The 19,238-nt window shown below is 62.4% G+C and carries 16 protein-coding genes; 10 read left to right on the top strand and 6 right to left on the bottom strand.

Annotated elements, in window-relative coordinates:
- Positions 1 to 62 precede the first annotated feature (62 nt).
- From gcl to ACUTSC_RS09840, 5 genes are all read left to right on the top strand, one after another.
- A complete protein-coding gene (gene gcl / locus ACUTSC_RS09860) occupies positions 63 to 1,844 on the top strand; it encodes a glyoxylate carboligase (protein ID WP_041033709.1) in 1,782 nt (593 codons plus the stop codon).
- Positions 1,845 to 1,855: 11 nt separating this feature from the next.
- Positions 1,856 to 2,635 (top strand): hydroxypyruvate isomerase, encoded by a 780-nt coding sequence (gene hyi / locus ACUTSC_RS09855; RefSeq protein ID WP_197766795.1) that lies wholly within the window; start codon positions 1,856 to 1,858, stop codon positions 2,633 to 2,635.
- Between the two features lie 10 nt (positions 2,636 to 2,645).
- Positions 2,646 to 3,527, top strand: coding sequence for a 2-hydroxy-3-oxopropionate reductase (gene glxR / locus ACUTSC_RS09850; protein WP_443003464.1), 882 nt, complete (start codon positions 2,646 to 2,648; stop codon positions 3,525 to 3,527).
- A gap of 254 nt (positions 3,528 to 3,781) precedes the next feature.
- Positions 3,782 to 5,035 (top strand): MFS transporter, encoded by a 1,254-nt coding sequence (locus ACUTSC_RS09845; protein WP_443006781.1) that lies wholly within the window; start codon positions 3,782 to 3,784, stop codon positions 5,033 to 5,035.
- A 129-nt stretch (positions 5,036 to 5,164) separates the two neighbouring features.
- A complete protein-coding gene (locus ACUTSC_RS09840; protein WP_197766792.1) occupies positions 5,165 to 6,307 on the top strand; it encodes a glycerate kinase in 1,143 nt (380 codons plus the stop codon).
- A gap of 53 nt (positions 6,308 to 6,360) precedes the next feature.
- Here ACUTSC_RS09840 and allE read toward each other — a convergent pair whose 3' ends face one another.
- From allE to allD, 4 genes are all read right to left on the bottom strand, one after another.
- Positions 6,361 to 7,146: a (S)-ureidoglycine aminohydrolase gene (allE, locus tag ACUTSC_RS09835; protein WP_063991010.1), complete on the bottom strand. Its 786-nt coding sequence runs from the start codon at positions 7,144 to 7,146 to the stop codon at positions 6,361 to 6,363.
- A 57-nt stretch (positions 7,147 to 7,203) separates the two neighbouring features.
- Positions 7,204 to 8,463 carry an MFS transporter gene (locus ACUTSC_RS09830; RefSeq protein WP_107227204.1) on the bottom strand — a complete coding sequence of 420 codons (1,260 nt, stop codon included), beginning with the start codon at positions 8,461 to 8,463 and terminating at the stop codon, positions 7,204 to 7,206.
- Positions 8,460 to 9,707, bottom strand: coding sequence for an allantoate deiminase (gene allC / locus ACUTSC_RS09825; protein ID WP_445653300.1), 1,248 nt, complete (start codon positions 9,705 to 9,707; stop codon positions 8,460 to 8,462). The genes ACUTSC_RS09830 and allC overlap by 4 nt, the downstream gene beginning before the upstream one ends.
- Positions 9,708 to 9,878: 171 nt before the next feature.
- Complete coding sequence (allD, locus tag ACUTSC_RS09820) at positions 9,879 to 10,928, bottom strand: ureidoglycolate dehydrogenase (protein WP_015376901.1); 1,050 nt, start codon at positions 10,926 to 10,928, stop codon at positions 9,879 to 9,881.
- Positions 10,929 to 11,286: 358 nt separating this feature from the next.
- Between allD and ACUTSC_RS09815 the strand changes: the two genes are divergently transcribed.
- The 5 genes from ACUTSC_RS09815 to cfa all read left to right on the top strand — a co-directional run bounded on the left by ACUTSC_RS09815 (position 11,287) and on the right by cfa (position 17,385).
- Positions 11,287 to 12,954: an acyl-CoA synthetase FdrA gene (locus ACUTSC_RS09815; protein WP_445653299.1), complete on the top strand. Its 1,668-nt coding sequence runs from the start codon at positions 11,287 to 11,289 to the stop codon at positions 12,952 to 12,954.
- A 9-nt stretch (positions 12,955 to 12,963) separates the two neighbouring features.
- Positions 12,964 to 14,229, top strand: coding sequence for a YlbE family protein (locus ACUTSC_RS09810; protein WP_015376903.1), 1,266 nt, complete (start codon positions 12,964 to 12,966; stop codon positions 14,227 to 14,229).
- A gap of 16 nt (positions 14,230 to 14,245) precedes the next feature.
- A complete protein-coding gene (locus ACUTSC_RS09805; RefSeq protein ID WP_197766788.1) occupies positions 14,246 to 15,115 on the top strand; it encodes an oxamate carbamoyltransferase subunit AllH family protein in 870 nt (289 codons plus the stop codon).
- 21 nt (positions 15,116 to 15,136) lie between these two features.
- Positions 15,137 to 16,039, top strand: coding sequence for a carbamate kinase (locus ACUTSC_RS09800; protein ID WP_445653298.1), 903 nt, complete (start codon positions 15,137 to 15,139; stop codon positions 16,037 to 16,039).
- A 194-nt stretch (positions 16,040 to 16,233) separates the two neighbouring features.
- Complete coding sequence (gene cfa / locus ACUTSC_RS09795; protein WP_197766786.1) at positions 16,234 to 17,385, top strand: cyclopropane fatty acyl phospholipid synthase; 1,152 nt, start codon at positions 16,234 to 16,236, stop codon at positions 17,383 to 17,385.
- Between the two features lie 131 nt (positions 17,386 to 17,516).
- On the opposite strand, the gene ACUTSC_RS09790 is transcribed toward cfa, so the two are convergent.
- Entirely contained in the window at positions 17,517 to 18,371 is an 855-nt protein-coding gene (locus ACUTSC_RS09790; RefSeq protein WP_025160052.1) for a co-chaperone YbbN, read from the bottom strand.
- 77 nt (positions 18,372 to 18,448) lie between these two features.
- The gene (locus tag ACUTSC_RS09785; protein ID WP_445653297.1) at positions 18,449 to 19,225 is read right to left on the bottom strand and encodes an SDR family oxidoreductase; all 777 of its coding nucleotides are present in this window, start codon (positions 19,223 to 19,225) and stop codon (positions 18,449 to 18,451) included.
- Between the last annotated feature and the right edge of the window lie 13 nt (positions 19,226 to 19,238).

Genomic DNA, 19,238 nt, shown 5'->3' with positions numbered 1-19,238 from the left:
GGGTTTTTTTGACCGTAATTTTAAGTTGGAAAAATTTTCCAATAAATTAAGGAGAGCATCACATGGCAATTATGCGAGCGGTAGACGCGGCAATGCACGTGCTGGAAAAAGAAGGGATCACCACCGCGTTCGGCGTGCCCGGCGCGGCGATCAACCCGTTCTACGATGCTATGCGGCGGCACGGCGGCATCAAACACTACCTGGCGCGGCACGTGGAAGGGGCCTCGCACATGGCGGAAGGGTACACCCGCGCCGCCGCCGGCAACATCGGCGTGTGCATCGGCACCTCCGGCCCGGCGGGCACCGACATGATCACCGGCCTTTACTCCGCCTCCGCCGATTCGATCCCGATCCTGTGCATCACCGGCCAGGCGCCGCGTGCGCGTTTGCACAAAGAAGATTTTCAGGCGGTAGACATCGAATCGATCGCCAAGCCGGTGACCAAGATGGCGGTCACCGTGCAGGAACCGGCGCTGGTGCCACGCGTGCTGCAGCAGGCGTTCCACCTGATGCGCTCCGGCCGGCCGGGCCCGGTGCTGATCGACCTGCCTTTCGACGTGCAGATGGCGGAGATCGAGTTCGATCCGGACACCTACTCGTCGCTGCCCGCCTATAAGCCGGCGGCCACCCAGATGCAGATCGACAAAGCGCTGGATCTGCTGTGCGCGGCGAAAAAACCGCTGATCATCGCCGGCGGTGGCATTCACAACGCCGATGCGGCGGATCTGCTGCAGCAGCTGGCGGAGATCTGCAATGTGCCGGTGATCCCGACGCTGATGGGCTGGGGCGCCATTCCGGACGATCACCCGCTGATGGCGGGCATGGCGGGCCTGCAAACCTCGCACCGCTACGGCAACGCCAACCTGCTGGATTCGGATCTGGTGTTCGGCATCGGCAACCGCTGGGCCAACCGCCACACCGGCTCGGTGGACAAGTACACCGCCGGGCGCAAGGTGGTGCACATCGATATTGAGCCGACGCAGATTGGCCGGGTGATCTGCCCGGATCTGGGCATCGTCTCCGACGCGCGCATCGCGCTGCAAATGCTGGTGGATACGGCAAAGCGCCGCTTCGAGCGCGGTGAGTTGCCGAATCGCGACGCCTGGTGCGCCGCCTGTCTGCAGCGCAAGCAAACGCTGCTGCGCAAAACCCACTTCGACAACGTGCCGGTCAAGCCGCAGCGGGTGTATGAAGAGATGAACCGCGCCTTCGGCCGTGACGCCTGCTACGTCACCACCATCGGGCTGTCGCAGATCGCCGCCGCGCAAATGCTGCACGTTTTCGAACCGCGTCACTGGATCAACGCCGGCCAGGCCGGCCCGCTGGGCTGGACGCTGCCTGCGGCGCTGGGCGTATGCGCCGCCGATCCGCAGCGCAAGGTGGTCGCGCTGTCGGGCGACTATGATTTCCAATTTATGATTGAAGAGCTGGCGGTCGGCGCACAGTTCAAGCTGCCCTACATCCACGTGCTGGTGAACAACGCCTATCTGGGGCTGATCCGCCAGGCGCAGCGCGGGTTCGACATGGATTACTGCGTGCAGCTGTCGTTTGAAAACATCAACAATGCGGAGATTGGCGAGTACGGCGTCGATCACGTCAAGGTGGCGGAAGGACTGGGCTGCAAGGCGCTGCGGGTGTTCAAACCGGAAGAGATCGCGCCGGCGTTCCGTCAGGCCCAGGAGCTGATGCAGCAGCACCGGGTGCCGGTGGTGGTGGAAATCATCCTGGAGCGCGTCACCAATATTTCCATGGGCACCGAGCTGGATAACGTCAACGAGTTCGAACCGGTGGCGGCAACGCCGGAAGACGCGCCGACCTCGGTCAACTTCTTTGATTACCGTTGAGGAGCCTTACCATGCCGAAATTTTCAGCCAATCTGTCCATGCTGTTCACCGAAGTCGATTTCATGCAGCGCTTCCGCAGGGCGAAAGAGCAGGGCTTCAGCGCGGTGGAATACATGTTCCCCTATGACTACCCGATCGCCGCGCTGCGCAGCGAACTGGAGGCGCATCGCCTGAGCCAGGTGCTGTTCAACCTGCCGGCCGGCGACTGGGCGGCGGGCGAGCGGGGCATCGCCTGCTTGCCGGGGCGCGAAGCGGAGTTCCGCGACGGCGTCGGGCGCGCGATCGAGTATGCGCAGGCGCTGGGCTGCGATCGCATCAACTGTCTGATCGGCAATCCAGATCCCGCCGTCGGTCGCCACGCCACCGACGAACGGGTAAAGGAGAACCTGAGCTACGCCGCCAACACTCTGGCGCGACAGAATATCCGTCTGCTGATCGAACCGATCAACCGCTACGACATGCCGCAGTTCTACCTGCAAACCTCCCGGCAGGCGATCGAACTGATCGAGGCGATCGGCAGCCCTAACCTGTATCTGCAGTACGACCTTTATCACATGCAGCGCATGGAGGGAGAGCTGACGCAGACCCTTGAGCGCCTGCTGGCGAAGATCGACCACATTCAGGTCGCCGACAACCCGGGGCGGCACGAGCCGGGCACCGGTGAAATCAACTGCGAGTTTATCTTCGCGCAGCTGGATCGCATGGGTTATCGCGGCTGGATCGGCTGTGAATACAAACCGCTCACCACCACGGAAAGCGGCCTGTCATGGATTAAAAAATACCTGTCTTGAGGAGATGAAAATGAAAGTGGGATTTATCGGTCTGGGCATCATGGGCGCGCCGATGGCGGAAAAGCTGCTGGCGGGCGGGCATACGCTTTACGCCCACACCCGGCATGAGATGCCGGCGGCGCTGTTGCAGCAAGGGGCCATCGCCTGCCGCGATCCGCAGCAGGTGGCGGATGAGGCGGACGTGATCTTTATCATGGTGCCGGATACGCCGCAGGTGGAGGAGGTGCTGTTCGGTGAACGCGGCTGCGCCGCCGGCAAGCTGAACGGCAAAGTGGTGGTGGACATGAGCTCCATTTCACCGCTGGAGACCAAGCGGTTCGCGCAGCGCATCAACCAACTGGGCGCCCAGTACCTGGACGCGCCGGTTTCCGGCGGCGAAGTGGGCGCCAAACAGGGCACGCTGACCATCATGGTGGGCGGCGAGGAAGCGACCTTCGAACGGGTGCAGCCGCTGCTGGCGCTGATGGGCAAGAACATCACGCTGATCGGCGGCAACGGCGACGGGCAAACCTGCAAGGTCGCCAACCAGATCATCGTGGCGCTGACCATCGAAGCGGTCTCCGAGGCGCTGGTCTTCGCCTCGCGCGCCGGCGCCGATCCGGCCCGGGTGCGCGAAGCCCTGATGGGCGGTTTCGCCTCGTCGCGCATTCTGGAGGTGCACGGCGAGCGGATGATCAAGCGGGCGTTCGCGCCGGGGTTCCGTATCTCGCTGCACCAGAAGGATCTCAACCTGGCGCTGCAGGGCGCGAAGGCGCTGGCGCTCAGCCTGCCGAATACCGCCACCTGCCAGGAGCTGTTCAACGTCTGCGCCGCCAATGGCGACGGCGAGCTGGATCACTCCGCGCTGGTGCGGGCGCTGGAAATCATGGGTAACCACCGGGTGGCCGGCTAAGAGCACCCCCGGCATTTGATTTGCCGGCTTATCGTTAGAATCAGAGATGTTCGACATTAATAACGCCCTCTTTATGATAAATAAAGAGGGTCCCCGCCAATCCAATAAAAAATGATTCAGCACAATAAAAAGTAAAAAGCAGGATGCCAACCGAGGAGACACTGAATATGGCAACCGATAATGCTGTTATTGATAAAGATATTCTTACCGCCCCTGACAAAAACCGTTTATATCGAAAAATCGCCTGGCGCATTATGCCCATTTTATTAGTGAGCTATATCGTCGGTTATCTCGATCGGGTTGGGATCTCGTTTTCGAAATTTCAAATGATGCCCGATATTCTGAACGGCAATGTCTCGATGGCCGAAGCCGTTTACGGGCTGGGCGCCGGGGTGTTTTTCATCGGCTATATCATCGCCGGGGTACCCAGTAACATTCTGCTGAGCCGCTACGGCGCCAGAAAGATCATCGCGCTGCTGATGGTGGTGTGGGGGGCGATTTCGATGCTGAGCATCTTTATCACCAACCCCTGGCAATTCTACCTGGTGCGTTTCCTGCTGGGGCTGGCGGAGGCCGGTTTCTACCCCGGCGTGATCCTCTATCTGACGCTGTGGTTCCCGTCCAGCCAGCGCGCCAAGATGACCGCGCTGTTCGTGTGCGGCATCCCGGTCAGCAACATCATCGGCGGCCCGCTGTGTGGGTGGATCATCGAGCACATGAACGGCCTGATGAACCTCTCCGGCTGGCAGTGGCTGTTCTTTATCAGCGGCCCGCGCGCGCTGCTGATCGCCGTCGTCATCTTCTGTTTCCTGGATAATACCTATCAGAGCGCCAAGTGGCTCAGCCCGCAGGAGAAGGCGCTGATCAAAGAGGATATGGCGCAGAGCGCGCCGCGCCAGGGCGGCGCCGGCGGGCAGGAATGGACGATGAAAAGCATGCTGAGATCGTCCGCGTTCACCAAAATGTGGCTGATTTGCTTCTGCACCGTGATGGGCCAGGGGGGGCTGGCGTTTTGGGTTCCGACCATCATTCGCGACACCGGCGTGACCTCGGTGATGGATATCGGGTTGCTGACCATGCTGCCGTACATGCTGGCGGTGGTGGCGATGCTGGTGGCCGCACGCAGTTCGGACAAGCATCGCGAGCGGCGCTGGCACATCATCGTGCCGTTCTGCATCGCCGCGGTGTCGCTGATCTTTATCGGCCTGTTCCCGGACAACAAGCACGTGGTGATGGCGGCGCTGTGCGTGGCGGTGGCGTCGAGCCTGGTGCCGTCGCCGCTGTTCTGGAGCCTGCCGAACGCCATTTTTACCGGCACCTGCGCTGCGGCGGGCATTGCGCTCATCAATTCCATCGCCAATATCGGCGGTTTTATTTCACCTTATATCATCGGCTATTTCAAACAGCTGACCCACAGCAATTTGGCGGCGATGTGCGTCTTGTCGACAATGATGATACTGGGGGCGATATTAACCTACAGCGTGCCGGCGAAATGGGTCAATAAATAACACTTTCCTTCATCTTAATTAAATAGTCGACAACAGTTCTATTTTATTTTGCCATGCATTTCTCATCTGATTATTTCAGCGGGGGAAGGCATGGCCATTTTTTATTTCGTCTCGAATAAAGGAGGCAGCATGAAAATTGTTATTGCACCGGATTCATTTAAAGAAAGCGTCAGCGCGGAGCGGGCGGCGCGGGCGATCGCGCGCGGCTTTCACGAGGTTTATCCCGATGCCGAGTGCGTCTGCCTGCCGATCGCCGACGGCGGCGAAGGCACGGTGGACGCGCTGGTGGCCGCCACCGGCGGGCGCAAGGTGACGGTATCGGCGACGGGGCCGCTGGGGGAACGGGTGGCGGCGTTTTACGGCGTCAGCGGCGACGGCAAGACGGCGGTGATCGAAATGGCGGCGGCCAGCGGGCTGATGCTGACGCCGGCGGCGCGCCGTAACCCGCTGCTGGCGACCAGCTACGGCACCGGCGAATTGATCCTGCATGTGCTGGATCAGGGCATTCGCCACCTGATCCTCGGCATTGGCGGCAGCGCCACGGTGGATGGCGGCGTCGGCATGGTGCAGGCGCTGGGCGGGCGCTTCTACCGCCCGGACGGCAAGGCGTTGCCGTGGGGCGGCGGCGAGCTGGCGACGCTGAGCGGAATCGATCTCGGCACGCTGGATGCGCGCCTGCGGCAGTGCCGAATCGAGGTCGCCTGCGACGTAGACAATCCGCTGGTGGGGCCGCGCGGCGCGGCGGCGGTGTTCGGGCCGCAGAAGGGCGCGACGGCGGCGATGGTGGCGCAGTTGGAACTGGGCCTGACGCAGTATGCCGAGGTGATCCGCCAGAGCACCGGTCACGACGTGCGGCACGTCGCCGGCGGCGGGGCGGCGGGCGGCATGGGGATCGCCTGCCAGGCGTTTCTCGGCGCAACGCTGAAGCCGGGCATCGAGATCGTGATGGCGGCGCTGGGCCTGGAGCAGGCGCTGGCGGAGGCCGATTTGCTGATCACCGGCGAAGGGCGCATCGACAGCCAAACGCTGGGCGGCAAGGCGCTGTCCGGCGTCGCCCGTCTGGCGCGCGCGCGCGGCCTGCCGGTGATTGCGCTGGCCGGCGTGGTGGAGGACGGGGCGGAGGCGCTGCACGCGCAGGGAATAGACGCGATGTTCAGCATTCTGCCGCGCCTGAGTACGCTGGAGGTCGCGCTGTCGCAAGGGGAACTCAACCTGCAGCACAGCGCCGCCAACGTCGCCCGCGCGATGCGCATCGGCCGCCGATTGGGATAAAAAAGAAGGCCACGCTGCGCGAGCAGGTGGCCTTGGTTTTGGCGGCGAAGCGCTTACGGCTCGACGTCGCGGTTGCAGTCCTTGGAGTAGATGTAGCTGAAGGTTTCCTGGCCCACCGCATAGCCCGCCTGCTGCACATAGGCGCCCATGAAGATGTAGTCGCCTTGCTTCACCGGCATCCATTCATTGTCCAGGTTGTACACGCCGGCACCGCTGAGAATGTAGGCGCCATGTTCCTGCACGTGGGTCTCGATGTAGCCGTGGCTAGCGCCGGGGGCGAAGGAGAGGATGTGCATATTCATGTCGAAGCCCAGATCTTTCGGCAGCAGATCCTGCAGGATCACCTCGCTCATACCCTCGTAGTGGATCTTCTCCAGGTTGGCGACGTTGTTGCTGACCACATGCGCTTCATAGCCCTTGATGCGCTGGTAGCGGCGCTTGTAGAGGAATAGGCGGCTGGATTGGCCGCCGTTGGCGTTTTCCAGCCGCATCGTGACGCCCGCCGGGCAGTAAAGGTAGCCGCCGGCGGTCAGCGGGTAGTCGGTGGCGTCGGCGGAAGCGGTGATGGCGCCGTCGATGACGTACACGAAGGTTTCGAGCTCTTCGCCGCCAAAGCCTTTGGTGTTGCGGCCGCAGTCGTGCAGCGTCACCAGATAATCGACGAAGGTGGCGCCCAGTTTCGGCGTCGACAAGATGGTGACGTCGCAGTTTTCAAAACCGGGAATGACGTTGCGCACCAGACCGTTCGGCGGGATCAGCGCATAGTTGCCGCGTTTGATGATGGCGCGCGTTGACAGAATGTCGGTTGGATAACCGGTTTGATTGTTGAAGTAACCCACGTTGATTCTCCTGATCGTTGAAAGGGCGCCGCGGCGGCGCCCGGTAAAAAAGCGCCGTCAGGCCTCGGTGGCCGTTCGGGCTGCCGTAGTGCGTTTCATCAAGACGTTGACGGTGAAGAAAATGGCGGTGCCCACCAGCAGGATGGCGGCGGAGATGTAAAAGCCCATCACCTTGGAGCCGGTGCTGTCGGAGATCACGCCGGTGAGGAAGGGGGCGATCACCGACGAGGACATGCCGAAGAAGTTGAACACGCCGAAGCTGGTGCCATAGCCTTTCTTCGGCGCGTTGTCGGCGACGAAGGAGATCATGATCGGATCGACCGCCAGTTTACCCAGCAACCCGTACAGGATCAGGCTGATCAGCAGCATGGTGGAGTCCGGCGAAATGACGGTGCAAACCAGCATCACCGCCGCGCACAGCTCGAGGAAAATGATCAGTTGCACTTTCTTGTTGCGGAAACGGTCGGACATGCGGCTGAAGAACAGCGCGCCCGGCACCGAGGCGAACGCCACCAGGGCGGAGGAGAAGCCGATGGCCACCCCTTCAAAGCCGCGCTCCTGCTGCAGGAACGAGGGTAGCCAGGTGACTATCATGTAGTAGCCGTAGCAGGTGGCGAAGTACATCGCGTAGGCGGAGATCATACGCAGGCTGAACAGGCCGCTGGCTTGGCCGTCCTCTTCGGGCTCGGCAGCCGTCGGCGCAACGGCCTGGCTGACGGCCGCCGGGGCTTGAGGCTGCGAGCCTTTGATAACCACGGCGAACACCAGCGTCATCACCACCAACAGACCGGTGATGATGAACAGCATGATCTGCCAGTTCATGTTGAAGCTTTTCACCAGCAGGCTGGAGGCGATCAGGCCGATGGCCATGCCGAGCGCCGAGCCGCTGTTGATTACCGCGGTCGCCAGGCCACGGCGTTCCAGCGGGATATTCTCCGACGACAGGGAGTAGGCCGAGCCGTAATAAGAGCCGCAACCCATGCCCGCCAGCAGGCTGCCGGCATAGACCATGGTCAGGCTGGTGGCGTTGCCGATCAGCAGCGTGGCGATGATGAACAGGCAGAAGCCCGGGATCAGCACCACCTTCTTGCCGAATTTGTCCACCAGGATGCCCGCCGGGATCTGCATCCCGGTATAGGCGAAGAAGTAGAAGCTGGCGATCAGCCCCATTTCCGCATTGGAGTGCGCGCCGATGGTTTGTTGGATCTCGGGGAAGATCGGCGTCAGGACGGTGCGATAGATCCAGATCACCGCCCAGCCCAGACAGAGCACGACGACGATCTTTTTCCAGTAGCGCGGGTCGATGTCGTTGCTCATGCCTCGGCCCCCTGTTCGGTGTAGGCCAGCTGATACAGCGTCTGCGCCAGGATTTTCACCCCTTCGTTCAGATCGGCGACGGTGGTTTTTTCCGCCGGGTTATGGCTGATGCCGGCGATGCTCGGCACGAACATCATCACCGTCGGCACGCGCGGGGCGAAGATTTGCGAGTCGTGCCCGGCGCCGCTGTGCATCATGCGGTAATTCAGCCGCTGCGTTTCGCACAGGCGGCTGACGCAGGCCACCAGCTGTTCGTTCATCGGGATCGGCGCTTCGTCCATCCACAGATCGATCTCGGCCTCGATGCCCATCTCGGCGCAGATGCGCTGGATATCCTGCTCGATCTCCTGCGTGAAGCGCAGCAGCGCGGCCTGATCGGTGTGGCGGCAGTCGAGGGTGAAGTGGGTGAAGCCCGGCACCACGTTGACGGTGTTCGGCTTCGGCTCCACCTTGCCGAAGGTCAGCACCAGCGGATCGCCCTCGGCGCGCGCCTTGGCGATCGATTCGCAGCAGATGCGGCTGAAGGCATGCACGGTATCCCGGCGGTAACTCATCGGGGTGGTGCCGGCGTGGTTGGCTTCGCCCTGCAGCCGCACGTCATAACGTCGTTGGCCGACGATGCTGGTCACCACGCCGATGGTTTTGCCTTCGGTTTCCAGCACCTTGCCCTGCTCGATGTGGATCTCGACGAAGGCTGCGATATCGCTGCGCAGCGGCTGATGCGGCGGGGGGAAATCGAAACCGGCATCGCGCATGGCGTTGATGAAGCCGACGCCCTTGGCGTCCGTAATGTGCTGCACGTCTTCCCGCCGGGCCAGGCCGACGATGTTTTTGCTGCCCCAGAACACATAAGGGAAGCGGCTGCCTTCTTCTTCCGCCAGCGCGATGACTTCCAGGCTGCGCAGCGGCGGGCCGTAGGTGTCCTTGAGGTGTTTGATCGCCATGAAGGCGGCTTCGATACCGAACTGGCCGTCGAGGTTGCCGCCGTTGACCACCGTGTCGATGTGCGAACCGGAGAGAATCACCTGGTCGGGGTATTTGCTGCCCTCCAGTCGGCCGAACAGGTTGCCGACCGCATCAAAATGGGTGTTCAGCCCGGCGGCCTCGAAGGCGTTTCTCAACGCGTGCTGCGCTTCGATCCATTCCGGGGTATAAAGCAGACGCGTCATGCCGCCGCTGGGGTCGGCGCCGATTTTCGATAACCAGCCGGAAATATCACGGATTTCTTGTTGGAAGTCTTTCATGTTTACCTGCCCGCATGTTGTGTCTCAGCGGCGATGCGGCCAGGGCGGGGATATACGCCACCGGCCAGCCTATTGCGCTGAGCGCGCTGATGAAGGTTTTCTTTTTTCTCCCCGGCTCTGACATATCAACCGCGAGCCGCGGCGCAAAAAGCCCACGATAATAAGAGTGCGTTAACTGGCGAAGGGATCTTTATGGTCGTAAGAACGCTGGTAAATAGCATTTGAAATTAAGTATTGATAAATATCGTCGACGATTTCGATACCGTTTTTCTCGCTTTCCATTTCACGCGCATGGCTATTCTGCCCTGGATAAAGCACTTTGCTGACGCCCGGCGCCGGCTTAACGGCATTCAATTCTTTCATGACCTGGCTGATATTTTTACGGAATGCGGATTCGTTGGTGAAATAACCCGGGTTCAGCACGATATGCAATTGGCCCAATTCCCGGCCGGCGCTGAGATCGTGATACATCGAGCTGACGTGTTTGCCGAACGGCAGGCCGAGCAAAATGCCCGACAGCACGTCGACCATCATCATCAGGCCGTAGCCTTTCGGCCCGGCGATCGGCAGCAGCCCGCTGACGGCGAACGGATCGGTAGTGTGCTTGCCCTCGGCGTCCACCGCCCAGGTGTCGGGGATGGCGGCGTTGCGCGAGCGCGCGTCCAGCACTTTGCCCCAGGCCTGTACGGTGGTGGCCATATCGAAGGTGATCAGCTCATCGCCTTCGCCCGGTGCGGAGAAGGCGATGGGGTTGGTGCCGTAGTAGACCTCGGCGCCGCCGTACGGCACCACCATCGGATCGGACTGGCACAGTGAAATGCCGACCATGCCGGCGCGCGCCGCCTGCTGCACGAAGTACGACAGCGCCCCGCTGTGGCCGATGCGGCGCACGCCCACCACCGCCACGCCGTTCTCTTTCGCCATCTCGATGGCGCGATCCATGCTCAGCTTGGCCGCCACGTGCCCGGCGCCGTTGTCGCCGTCGAAAATGGCGCTGCAGGGGCCGGTTTTTTCAAAGGTGAAATGCGGGTGATTGTTGGTGCCGCCTTTGCTGATGCGTTCGGAATAGTATTCGACCCTGACCGCGCCGTGAGAATGAATGCCGCGCGCATCGGCATGAACCAGCACGTCGGCGACGATGCCGGCGTGTTCCTGGCTCAGGCCGGCGGCGTGAATTTTTTGCTGGATAAGCTGATGTAATTGTTGTTTAGAGACCTTCATATACAGTCCTTTTATCACTACGGTTTATTTAATTCGCCTCTGCGTTGTAATGTATAAATACCGGGGGGGAATAATGTGATCCAGATGCGTTTTATCCGATTGGATTAAAAATTCGTTGAATTAAATCGCCATTGTTAGAAGTTTTTTTATAAATGCTTTTTCCCGTCTGTATTAACTAATATTCAGGCGATTAAGTTATTTTTTCTAACAATAGACAAAGTGTGACCGTACTCACCTCTGGGCATGGTTTTAATTTGTAGCTTGATCATTAACCTTTTCGCTGGATTCAATGCATCGCCGCGCCGCCGGTGCGGGAAATATTGCCGATATTATTAAATGCTGTCTTAAGGATATCACCATGATCCATGCTTTTATTAAAAAGGGGAGCTTTCAGGATTCCGTCAGCCTGATGTTGATCTCCCGCAAACTCAGTGAATCTCCCAAGGTCGAGGAAATATCCGTCATGATGGGGACACCGGCCAATAAATCCTTATTGGAGGTGACCGGTTTCTGGCACCCGCAGTTTAGCGAAGCGACGCCTAACGATATTTGCGTGGCGATCAAAGCGGAGTCCGCCGACGAGACGATTGCCGAGGAGATCGGCGCGGCGCTGGAGACGGCGCTCAAGGCGATTGCGCAGGGGAGCCAGGGCGGCAAAAAACTGCTGCGGGCGCGCAGCTGGCGCACCGCCAGGCAGAAGCTGCCCGCCGCCAATCTGGCGCTGATCTCGATCGCCGGCGAATACGCGGCGGAGTTGGCGGATAGCGCGCTGGAAGACGGCTGCAACGTGATGATGTTCTCCGACAACGTCAGCCCGGCGCAGGAAGTGGCGCTGAAAACCAAGGCGCGTGAACGCGGGCTGATCGTGATGGGGCCGGACTGCGGCACCGCCTGCATTGCCGGCGCGCCGCTGGCGTTCGCCAACGTGGCACCCGCCGGATCTATCGGCGTGGTGGGCGCCTCCGGCACCGGCATTCAGGAGCTTATTTCGCAAATTACCCTGGCGGGCCAGGGCATCTCGCACGCTATCGGCCTCGGCGGGCGGGATTTGACGGCGGAGATCGGCGGCATCAGCGCCATCAGCGCGCTGCGCATGCTGGCGGCGGATCCGCAGAGTCTTGTGCTGGCGTTCGTGTCCAAGCCGCCGGCGCCCGAAGTGCGCCAGCGGGTGATCGACGAGATGAAAGCGCTCGGCAAGCCGGTGGTGGCGCTGTTCCTCGGCGCGCAGTCTGCCGTGCGCCAGGAGGGCAACATCACGTTCGCCGCCACGCTGGATGAAGCGGCGCGGCTGGCGGCGATGCTGGGTTGCGTGCAGCAACAGGCGGCGCAACAGCCTGCGGTGCCCGGCGGCAAAATCGCCGGGCTGTACGCCGGGGGCACGCTGGCGGCCGAATGCGCGATGCTGCTGGCGGAAAAACTGTCCCTGCCGGTGGATAGCGAGCATCCGCGCGGCGCCATGCTGGTGGCCGACGGCCATCGCATCATCGACATGGGCGATGACTTTTATACCCAGGGGCGCCCGCACCCGATGATTGACCCGACCGCCCGCAATCAAGAGATCGCCCGCCTGGCGCAGCAGCCGCAGACCGGCGTGTTGCTGCTGGACGTGGTGATCGGCTTCGGCGCTCAGGACGAGCCGGCGGCGTCGCTGGCGGCCGAGGTGGCCAACGTGCGCGCGGCGCGCGGCGCGGCTCACCCGCTGGCGGCGATCGCCACCGTCACCGGCACCGAACAGGATCCGCAGCAGCGCTCGCGGCAAATCGCCACCCTGCAGGAGGCCGGCATCGCGGTAATGCCGTCGCTGCCGGCGGCGGTCGCGCTGGCGCATCAGCTGATTACCCCCGTCTTACCCGCACCTGAACGCGAACGGCCGGCCTTGCTGGACGGCGTCGCGGTGATCAACGCCGGGCTGCGCAGTTTCGCCGATGACCTGCAAACCAGCGATATCCCGGTGGTGCATTACCAGTGGGCGCCGGTGGCCGGTGGCGATCAACGATTAGCCAACATCTTGAAAAAATTAAAGTAAGGAACCGCTATGTACGCAACGATTGAGCAAGCAAACGCCGCCGTTATCGCCCGTATCCGCGAGGCGCGCCCGCACTGGCAGGATGTGGATCTGGCGCACCGCTTGATCCCGCAGTTGGCCGAAGGGCGCAAGCTGCTGCACGCCGGCCCGCCGGTCACCTGGCAAGAGATGAGCGGCCCGGTGCGCGGCGCCTGCATCGGCGCCTGCCTGTTCGAAGGCTGGGCGCAGGATGAGCAGCAGGCGCTGGCGCTGCTGGAGCAGGGGGAAATCGAGTTTATCCCATGCCACAGCGTGAGCGCGGTAGGGCCGATGGGTGGCATCACCTCGGCCCACATGCCGATGGTAGTGGTCAGGAACACCGTTCACGGCAATTACGCCTACTGCAACATGAACGAAGGCATCGGCAAAGTGATGCGCTTCGGCGCCTACGGCGAGGACGTGCAGCAGCGCCTGCGCTGGATGCGCGATTCGCTGGCCCCGGTGTTGAAAGCGGTGCTGGCGACGCTCGAGGAAGGGATCGATCTGACCGCGCTGATGGCGCAGGCGATCAGCATGGGGGACGAATTCCACCAGCGCAATATCGCGGCCTCGGCGCTGCTGATGCGCAGGCTGGCGCCGGAGATTAGCCTGCTGCCGCGCGATAAGGCGGAGCTGGCGCAGGTGATGCAGTTCCTCAGCATCACCGATCAGTTCTTCCTCAATCTGGCGATGGCCTACTGCAAGGCGGCGATGGACGCCGGGGCGGAGATTGAGCAGGGCACCATCGTTACGGTAATGACCCGCAACGGCAAGAACTTCGGCATCAAGATCAGCGGGATGGGCGATCGTTGGTTCACCGCGCCGGTGAACACGCCGGAGGGGCTGTTCTTCTCCGGCTTCAGCCAGGCGGACGCCAACCCGGACATCGGCGACAGCGCGATCACCGAAACCTTCGGCATTGGCGGCGCGGCGATGGTAGCGGCCCCGGGCGTGACGCGCTTCGTCGGGGCTTCCGGCGGCATGAGCGCCGCCACCGACATCTCCGAGGAAATGGCGGAAATCTACCTCGAGCGCAACATGATGCTGCAGATCCCGACCTGGGACTTCCAGGGCGCCTGCCTGGGGCTGGATGCCCGGCGGGTGGTGGAAACCGGCATCACGCCGCTGATCAACACCGGCATCGCCCACCGCGAAGCCGGGGTCGGGCAAATTGGCGCCGGCACGGTGCGCGCGCCGCTCGGCTGCTTCGAGAAAGCGATCGAAGCGCTGGCCGATAAGCTCGGCATTACGGCGTAAGCGAACGGAGGCGCATATGGACATTATCGCGTTGGCCGGCAGCCGCCATGCGACGCAGGATTACGGCGCGCTGCGCTGCGTCGGCAGCTTCAACAACGCGATCAATTTCCTGACGGAAAACGCGCGGCTGCTGACGCTGCACCGCGCCGGCAGCGGCCTGAGCCCGATGGGGTGGCAGCTTGGTACGCGGGATTTCGACCGCGTGCGGCGTGCGGCGCCGTCCGCGCGACGCTGCGCTTTCTCCGCCGCAGGCATCACGTTGGATGCGCTCCTGGTGCGGCCCGCCGCGGCGGCGCGGGATCTGGCGCTGGCGCCGCGTGCGGCCATTGCCGATCGGCCGCTGACGGCGGTATTGCAGCACTGCACGGCGCAGTGTGGGTTGCACGGCGAGCTGGGCCGATTGGTGAGGCAGCCGTTAACGCCGGAGCCGGCCGCGCTGGTGCGGGATTTCTCCCGTTGGCTGCGGGGCGACACGGTCGACTGGCACCAGGCGCTGGGCAAGGGGCCGGGGCTGACGCCGAGCAACGACGACACCTTGCTCGGCCTGCTGCTGAGCGCCTACCTCGACAGCCGCATCCCGGTTACCGGGCTGGCGCCGTTTTTCGCCCAGACGCCACCGCTGGACGCGCTGACCACGCTGGTGAGTGCGCACTACCTGCGTTACGCCGAACAGGGCGTGTTCGCCACGCCGCTGCATGCGTTGGCGCGGGGGCTGCGGGCGCCTGAAGAGGGATCGGCGGCGGTGGCGGCGGTGCTGAGCCTGGGGCACTTCTCGGGAGCGGACACGCTGCTGGGCGTGTGGCTGGGGGTGACGACGATTAACGCACTGTGCGGCGCGCGGTGTGAACACGAGGGCCGGATCGCGGATCCGGCCGGGACGGTATGATTTCAACTACGGGTGCAAACCATGAAAACCTTGGTCATTGCGTTGGGCGGCAACGCCCTGTTGCAGCGCGGAGCCGTGCTCTCTGCGGAAAATCAGTATAAGAGCATCGCCCTTATCGCCGACGCCATCGGCAAGCTGGCGCAGAAATACCGCATTGCCATCGTACACGGCAACGGGCCGCAGGTGGGGCTGCTGGCGTTGCAGAACCTGGCGTACCGCGATGTGCCGCCTTATCCGCTGGATATTCTGGTGGCCGAAAGCCAGGGCATGATCGGCTATATGCTGGCGCAGCAATTGAGCGCCAGCCATCCGCAGCAGCCGGTGTCCACGCTGCTGACGCGGGTGCTGGTGGATGCGCAGGATGCGGATTATCAGGCGCCGAGCAAGTTCATCGGGCCGGTGTATGCGCCGGAACAGCGGCAGGCGCTGGAGTCCAAATACGGCTGGACGCTGAAGGCGGACGGCAACTACATCCGCCGGGTGGTGCCTTCGCCGGCGCCGCAGAAGATCCTCGACATCGAGGCGATCACGCTGCTGCTGTCGCAGCGGCACATCGTGATCTGCAACGGCGGCGGCGGCATTCCGATGATCGCCGGCGAGCATGGGCTGACGGGCAGCGAAGCGGTGATCGACAAAGATCTGGCGGCGGCGCTGTTGGCGGAGCAGGTGGGGGCCGATCACCTGGTGATCCTCACCGACGCCGACGCGGTGTATCAGGCGTGGGGCACGCCGCGCCAGCGCGCCATTCGCCGCGCCACCACGCAGGAGCTGGCGCCGATGGTGGTGGCGGACGGCGCCATGGGGCCGAAGATCATGGCGGTCAGCCGCTTCGTCGATCGCACCGGGCGGACGGCGCATATCGGTGGCCTGCAGGATATCGACGCGGTGCTGGCGGGCCAGGCCGGCACCTCTATTTTACCTTAGCCGCCGTCGGTTTATCCGCGCCCGCGCTGGCGCGGATAAGTATGCCTAAATGGCATGATTTCAATAATTTTTATTCATTTCATGATGTTGCTCGCCTTGGCTAGAGTAAAAACACCCCGGTATTTACCGTCAAAAATTTGTCATTTTTATTTGCGACTATGCTTTTTGAAATGACATTTCGGCCAAGGATTGTTATGGATTCGCTCAGTGTTGATGAACTCGCCCAGAAGAAGGATCGCTGGTATCGCATTGTGGAGGAGATGTTGGCGGAAGCCGGCGTCGCCATCAACGGCCCGCGCGCCTGGGATATCCGGGTGCACAACCCGGCGCTGTTCAAACGCATTTTGCAGGAAGGCTCGCTCGGTTTCGGCGAAGGCTATATGGACGGCTGGTGGGAGTGCGAACGGCTGGACATGCTGTTCACCCGCATTCTGCAGGCCGGCGTCGATGAGCGGCTGCCGAAAAGCCTGAGCGACATCGCGCGCGTCGCCTATGCCCGGCTGTTCAACCGCCAATCGCGCAAGCGCGCCTGGCAGGTGGGCAAAGAGCACTACGACATCGGCAACGACCTGTTCCGGGCGATGCTCGACCCTTACATGCAATACTCCTGCGGCTACTGGAAAGAGGCGCAGACGCTGGAGCAGGCACAGCAGGCCAAGCTGCGGATGATCTGCGAAAAACTGCAGCTGAAACCGGGCATGACGCTGCTGGATATCGGCTGCGGCTGGGGCGGGTTGGCGCAATTTGCGGCGCAACACTACGGCGTCACGGTGCACGGCGTGACCATTTCGGCCGAGCAGCAGAAGCTGGCGCAGGAACGCTGCGCCGGGCTGAACGTCGAGATCTTGCTACAGGATTACCGCGATCTGGATCGCCAGTTCGATCGCATCGTGTCGGTCGGCATGTTCGAGCACGTCGGGCCGAAAAACTACGAGACCTATTTCAGCGTCGCGGCGCGCAACCTGAAGTCGGATGGCCTGTTCCTGCTGCACACCATCGGTTCCAATCAGACCGATCTCAACGTCGACGCCTGGATAGACAAATACATCTTCCCCAACGGCTGCCTGCCTTCGGTGCGGCATATCGCCGAGGCCAGCGAAGGGCGTTTCGTGATGGAGGATTGGCACAACTTTGGCGCCGATTACGATCGCACGCTGATGGCCTGGCTGGAGAACTTCAAACGGGCGTGGCCAGAGTTGGCCGGCGGCTATTCCGAGCGCTTCGAACGCATGTTCACTTACTACCTGAACGCCTGCGCCGGCGCGTTCCGTTCGCGCAACATTCAGCTGTGGCAGGTGTTGTTCAGCCCGGCGGGCGTGGAGGGTGGGGTGCGGGTCTATCGCTGATATCCCCGTTATATTTCAAGCTGCATCTGTGTTGGCTGCGTTTACGCGCCCCGGTCGCTTACTTGAGTAAGTTCCCGGGGACTTACAAACTTGCCGCCAACAACGATGCGGCTGGAAAGACGAAGAGTATATCAGTACAGCAGCGAGTACAGCTGGCGGCGATATTTAGCGGCCAGCGCGTCGCCGGTGCCGAGCGCGGCCAGAATGTCCATCAGGGTCTTGCGCGCGTTGCCGTTGGCGGCGGCCAGATCTTTCTTCAGATGCCCCATCAGCAGCTCCAGCGCTTCTTCGTTACGCCCGACCTGATGCAGCTGCAGCGCCAGCTGCACTGCCAGCTCGACGTTGTCCGGCTGCTGCTGCACCTGCTGTTGCAGCTGCTGGATTTCCGGCGTGTCCGCCGCCTGCTTCAACAGTTCAATCTGCGCCACCAGGCCCTGATAGCGGGTATCGCGATCCTGCAGCGGGATGGTCGCCAGCACCGCTTCGGCGTCTTCGCTGCGGCTGAGCGCGATCTGGGTTTCGGCCAGGGTCAGGCCGATGTCGCTGCGCTGTTGGCTGCTCTGCCAGGCGTCTTTCAGCAGCGGCAGCGCTTCGGCGGCGTTGCCGGCGGCCAGCAGTTCCTGCGCCTGCGCCAGTTTCAGGTCTTCTTCCTTCGGCAGGAAACGCTGCAGCAAGTCGCGGATCGCTTCTTCCGGCTGCGGGCCCTGGAAGCCGTCGACCGGCTGGCCATCTTTGAACAGATAGACCGTCGGAATGGAGCGTAGCCCGAACTGGGAGGCGATCATCTGTTCGGCGTCGCAGTCCACCTTGGCCAGAATGAACTGACCGGCGTATTCCGCCGCCAGCTTGTCCAGCACCGGCGTGAGCTGCAGGCAGTGTTGGCTGCGTTCGGACCAGAAGTAGAACAGCACCGGAATGGACATCGATTGTTCCAGCGTCTGGTGCAGGTTAGTTTCGTTAATATCAACAACAGCTTGAGCTAGCATCTTTTTTCTCTCTGATCGTGCGGAGCCATGGGGTGTAGATGGGGGCGCGCCGCCATTCTTCAACCCCGGCAGGCGAATTAAGCGTTGCTGCGCAGCAGCCAATCCAGACAGCGGCCCGGCAAAATGCGGCGCAGCACGCTCATGGCGTGCGCCAGCAGGGTCACCGGGTAGCGCAGTTTGGCGCGTGGGCTTTCCAGCGCGTGGCGGAGTTTGGGCAAAATGGCCTCCGGCGGCAGCGTCAGGCGCTTGGCGATGCCGGGGTTGTGCACTGGTTTGTCGCTCTGCGCCTGGTTGACGTTCTGGCTAAAGTGGGTGGCGATCGGCCCCGGTTCGATCAGGCTGACCTGAATGCCGCTGCCGTGCAGCTCCATGCGCAGCGCATCCGACCAGGCCTCCAGCGCGAACTTGCTGGCGGCGTAGGCGCCGCGCCCGGCGCTGGAGACCAGCCCCATCACCGAGCTGGTCTGGATAATGCGCCCTTCGCCGTGCGGCAGCATTGCCGGCAACAACAGCTGGGTCAGTTGGTGGGCGCCGAACAGGTTGGTGGCGAACTGCCGCTCCAGCTGGCTGCGCGAAATGCGGCTGAGCGGGCCGTAAACGCCGAAACCGCCGTTGTTGAACAGGCCGTACAGGCGGCCGTCTGTCAGTGCGATCACCTCGGCGGCGGCGCGCTCGACGCTGGCGCTGTCGTCCAGATCCAGCTCGAGGCTTTCCAGCCCGAGCTGGCGCATGTTTTCCACGTCCTGCGGTTTGCGGCAGGCGGCGAGCACCCGGTAGCCGCGGTTGCGCAGATCCTGCGCCGCAATCAGTCCAATTCCGCTGGAACAGCCGGTTATCAATACCGCTTTTTGCATAACTTTACCTAGT

Source organism: Serratia sp. TSA_105.2, from assembly GCF_052692115.1.
Note: the sequence above shows the minus strand (reverse complement) of the source record. Positions and strands in the feature narration are given on the sequence as shown.

What these genes read in the sequence shown, in the direction of transcription:
- ACUTSC_RS09810 (WP_015376903.1), top strand. Translation starts at nt 12,964, where the DNA reads ATGTACGCAACGATTGAGCAAGCAAACGCCGCCGTTATCGCCCGTATC.
- ACUTSC_RS09790 (WP_025160052.1), bottom strand. Translation starts at nt 18,371, where the DNA reads ATGCTAGCTCAAGCTGTTGTTGATATTAACGAAACTAACCTGCACCAG.
- hyi (WP_197766795.1), top strand. Translation starts at nt 1,856, where the DNA reads ATGCCGAAATTTTCAGCCAATCTGTCCATGCTGTTCACCGAAGTCGAT.
- ACUTSC_RS09845 (WP_443006781.1), top strand. Translation starts at nt 3,782, where the DNA reads ATGCCCATTTTATTAGTGAGCTATATCGTCGGTTATCTCGATCGGGTT.
- ACUTSC_RS09840 (WP_197766792.1), top strand. Translation starts at nt 5,165, where the DNA reads ATGAAAATTGTTATTGCACCGGATTCATTTAAAGAAAGCGTCAGCGCG.
- gcl (WP_041033709.1), top strand. Translation starts at nt 63, where the DNA reads ATGGCAATTATGCGAGCGGTAGACGCGGCAATGCACGTGCTGGAAAAA.
- ACUTSC_RS09830 (WP_107227204.1), bottom strand. Translation starts at nt 8,463, where the DNA reads ATGAGCAACGACATCGACCCGCGCTACTGGAAAAAGATCGTCGTCGTG.
- ACUTSC_RS09785 (WP_445653297.1), bottom strand. Translation starts at nt 19,225, where the DNA reads ATGCAAAAAGCGGTATTGATAACCGGCTGTTCCAGCGGAATTGGACTG.
- ACUTSC_RS09815 (WP_445653299.1), top strand. Translation starts at nt 11,287, where the DNA reads ATGATCCATGCTTTTATTAAAAAGGGGAGCTTTCAGGATTCCGTCAGC.
- ACUTSC_RS09800 (WP_445653298.1), top strand. Translation starts at nt 15,137, where the DNA reads ATGAAAACCTTGGTCATTGCGTTGGGCGGCAACGCCCTGTTGCAGCGC.
- allD (WP_015376901.1), bottom strand. Translation starts at nt 10,928, where the DNA reads ATGAAGGTCTCTAAACAACAATTACATCAGCTTATCCAGCAAAAAATT.
- allC (WP_445653300.1), bottom strand. Translation starts at nt 9,707, where the DNA reads ATGAAAGACTTCCAACAAGAAATCCGTGATATTTCCGGCTGGTTATCG.
- glxR (WP_443003464.1), top strand. Translation starts at nt 2,646, where the DNA reads ATGAAAGTGGGATTTATCGGTCTGGGCATCATGGGCGCGCCGATGGCG.
- ACUTSC_RS09805 (WP_197766788.1), top strand. Translation starts at nt 14,246, where the DNA reads ATGGACATTATCGCGTTGGCCGGCAGCCGCCATGCGACGCAGGATTAC.
- cfa (WP_197766786.1), top strand. Translation starts at nt 16,234, where the DNA reads ATGGATTCGCTCAGTGTTGATGAACTCGCCCAGAAGAAGGATCGCTGG.